Annotated in this window: 3 protein-coding genes and 1 pseudogene; all 4 read right to left on the bottom strand. The window is 64.1% G+C overall.

Going from position 1 to position 2,832, the window contains the following annotated elements:
* Window positions 1-160: pseudogene (locus EN969_RS36255) on the bottom strand (LysE family translocator); the annotation flags it as partial.
* A 273-nt stretch (window positions 161-433) separates the two neighbouring features.
* Complete coding sequence (locus EN969_RS25215) at window positions 434-1,786, bottom strand: sorbosone dehydrogenase family protein (RefSeq protein ID WP_082826610.1); 1,353 nt, start codon at window positions 1,784-1,786, stop codon at window positions 434-436.
* 98 nt (window positions 1,787-1,884) lie between these two features.
* Window positions 1,885-2,082, bottom strand: coding sequence for a hypothetical protein (locus EN969_RS25210; protein ID WP_023814156.1), 198 nt, complete (start codon window positions 2,080-2,082; stop codon window positions 1,885-1,887).
* A 24-nt stretch (window positions 2,083-2,106) separates the two neighbouring features.
* The coding region (locus tag EN969_RS25205) for a heat-inducible transcriptional repressor HrcA (RefSeq protein WP_164758475.1) at window positions 2,107-2,832 on the bottom strand (726 nt) is incomplete at its 5' end.

The raw sequence follows: 2,832 nt of genomic DNA, 5'->3' as shown, positions 1-2,832 counted from the left end.
GATAGGTGATGTCGCCAACCATCAGGCCAAACGACATCGCCAGCGACGAGCGGAAGCCTGAGCCGAGCGCACGGGCGACCAGCGCGGTGATGCCGGGACCAGGAATCGCGGCGGCGATGCCGAGGGCCGCACTATAGGCGAGGAATCCGGTAAGGGTCATGGCACTGGTCTCGGATCAGAGCGTTTTATTGCATGGGACAGGCCAAGATTGAATTCCCTGGGGCCGGATTCCATTGCACCAGATATCGAGGGCTCGCCTTACGAAGCCCCCTCATCCGGCCGCTTCGCGGCCACCTTCTCCCCGAGGGGAGAAGAGACGGGCGCCAGCGTCTGCTGACTCCTCTCCCCTCGGGGAGAGGTCGGATTGTTCCCGAATTGCTCTTCGCAATTCGGTTGGCAATCCGGGTGAGGGGGCCTGCGTTACCTGAGCAGATCAGGACGGACCGTCGCCATGGGTGACACGCCAGATGGTGCCGTTGCCGTCCTCGCTGACGATCAGCGCACCGTCGCTCGCAATCGCCACGCCGACCGGCCGGCCCCAGACCTCACCGTTGGAAACGACGAAGCCGGTGATGAAATCCTCATACGCGCCGGTCGGCTTGCCGTCCTTGAACAGCAACCGCACCACCTTGTAGCCGGTCCTGTTGCCGCGGTTCCATGAACCATGCAGAGCGACGAACGCATCGCCCTTGTATTCAGCTGGAAAGCTCTTCCCCTCGTAGAAGGCGATGGTGAGCGGCGCCGAATGCGCCTGCATCAGCACATCGGGAACGGTCGTTTTGCCGGCAAGATCGGGGCGCTCACCCTTGTGGCGCGGATCCTCATTGTTGCCGATATAGTACCAGGGCCAGCCATAGAAGGCACCCTCCTTGACCACGGTCGCGTATTCGGGTGGCACATTGTCGCCAAGCGCATCGCGTTCGTTGACGACGCACCACAGCGCGCCGGTCGCCGGCTGCACGGTCATACCCGAGCAGTTGCGCAGGCCGGCGGCAAAGATGCGGCCGTTCTTGCCATCGGGATCGAAGGTCAGCACGTCGGCGCGGCCGTCTTCAGAACCCCAGGCTGCACCCAGCGGCTGCGATTTCGCCCAGGCATCGAGTCCGCCTTTCGGCTCCCGGCCCATGTCCTCGGCGACATTCGATCCCGAGCCGACCGAAAGGTAAAGCGTCTTGCCGTCCGGCGAGAAGGCGATATCGCGGGTCCAGTGATGACTGGCGGGGATGTTGCCGACGATGGTTTCCGGGTCGCCGGAGGCCTTCAGTTCGCCATTGCGGTAGGCAAAGCGCACGATGCTGTCGCTGTTGGCGACATAGACCCATTGCGGGTCAGGGCCCGGCGGATAGAAGGCAATGCCATAGGGTCGGTTGAGATTGCCGGCAAAGATGCCGTCCTGCGCCGGCTTCGCACTGCCTTCGGCGAGGCGATAGATGCGGACCTGGTTGGCTTTGCTGTCGGCGACGAACAGGTCGCCATTCGGCGCGACGCGCACGACGCGTGGATTGTCGATGCCCGATGCAACCAGCTCGGCCGAGAACCCCGGCGGCAGTTGCAGCTTCGCGTCTGCCGGCATGTCCGCGATGCCGGCGCTGTTCGAGGTCGACCGGGTGGCATTGGGCTTGGGCAGATCATCCGGTCTGATCAGCCGGCGGGTGCCCGGCTTGTCCGCTCGCCAGTCGCCGAAGGCAGCCGCGCCTTTCAGTACCGGTTCGTCCGCCTGCTGGGCGAATGAAGCGGTCGAGACAAACAGTGCGGCGGAAAGTGCCGGGCCGGCAAAACGCATCATTCGGTCCTCCAGTGTTCGGGCGTGAAAACAGGAACGACCGGTTTCGTCGATCGTTCCACGGCACACGATGAGGTGAAGGAAGCTTGCGGTTTTCCGGTTCAGGTCCCGGCGGCGTAGAAATCGTCGTCGAGGCGTTTTTCCAACTCGACGAGGTCAGCCGGCAGCGGCAGGCCCATGGCGCGCATTTCCTGCAGTTTTTCGCGCAGCTGCTCCTGGATCTCGTGCTGGTCTTCCGGCTGGTTGACCATCTCCTCGAGCAGCAGGCTGATCCGGGCCTTGAATTCTTCGAGCGCCATCGTCGTCTCCTCGGTTGGATCAGCTCAGCGCAGCATGCGTGAAATCAGCTGCGCCGTATAGTCGACCATTGGGACGATGCGCGCGTAATTCAGCCGGGTCGGGCCGATGACGCCGAGCGCGCCGACGACGCGGGCATCCTTGTCGCGATAGGGGGCGACGACCAGCGACGAGCCCGACAGCGAAAACAGCTTGTTTTCCGAGCCGATGAAGATGCGCACACCCGAGCCCTGCTCGGCGAGGTCAAGCAGCTGGATAAGCCCGTCCTGCGTCTCCATGTCCTCGAACAGATGGCGCAGCAGCTCGATGTCGGCCTGGGCGGTGACGTTTTCAAGCAGATTGGCACGCCCGCGCACGATGAGCCGTGCCGGCAGGCCGCTGTCGGCGCCGGCCCACACCGCCAGCCCCTTCTCCACCAGGTCCTGCGACAGCGTGTCGAGCGCGGCCCTGGTTTCTTCCTTGATGCGAGCGATCTCGATCCGCGCCTCGGCCAGCGTGCGGCCGCGTATATGGGCGTTGAGGAAATTCGAGGCCTCGTGCAGTTGCGAGACGGTGATCCCGGCGGGCAGGTCGACGACGCGGTTTTCGACGTCGCCATTCTGCGACACCAGCACCGCCAGCGCCTTCGTCGGCTCAAGCTGGATGAATTCGATGTGCTTCAGCGCCACCTCGTTTTTGGCGGCCAGCACCAGGCCGGCGCCGCGCGACATGCCCGACAGCATCTGGCTGGCCTCGGTCAGCATGTGCTCCAG

This window comes from Mesorhizobium sp. M7A.F.Ca.CA.003.01.2.1 (assembly GCF_003998945.1).
Classification (GTDB): Bacteria; Pseudomonadota; Alphaproteobacteria; order Rhizobiales; family Rhizobiaceae; genus Mesorhizobium; species Mesorhizobium ciceri.
This window is presented reverse-complemented; position numbering and strand designations above follow the sequence as displayed.

Coding starts and splice junctions, on each gene's coding strand:
- EN969_RS25215 (WP_082826610.1), bottom strand. CDS start 1,786: ATGATGCGTTTTGCCGGCCCGGCACTTTCCGCCGCACTGTTTGTCTCG.
- EN969_RS25210 (WP_023814156.1), bottom strand. CDS start 2,082: ATGGCGCTCGAAGAATTCAAGGCCCGGATCAGCCTGCTGCTCGAGGAG.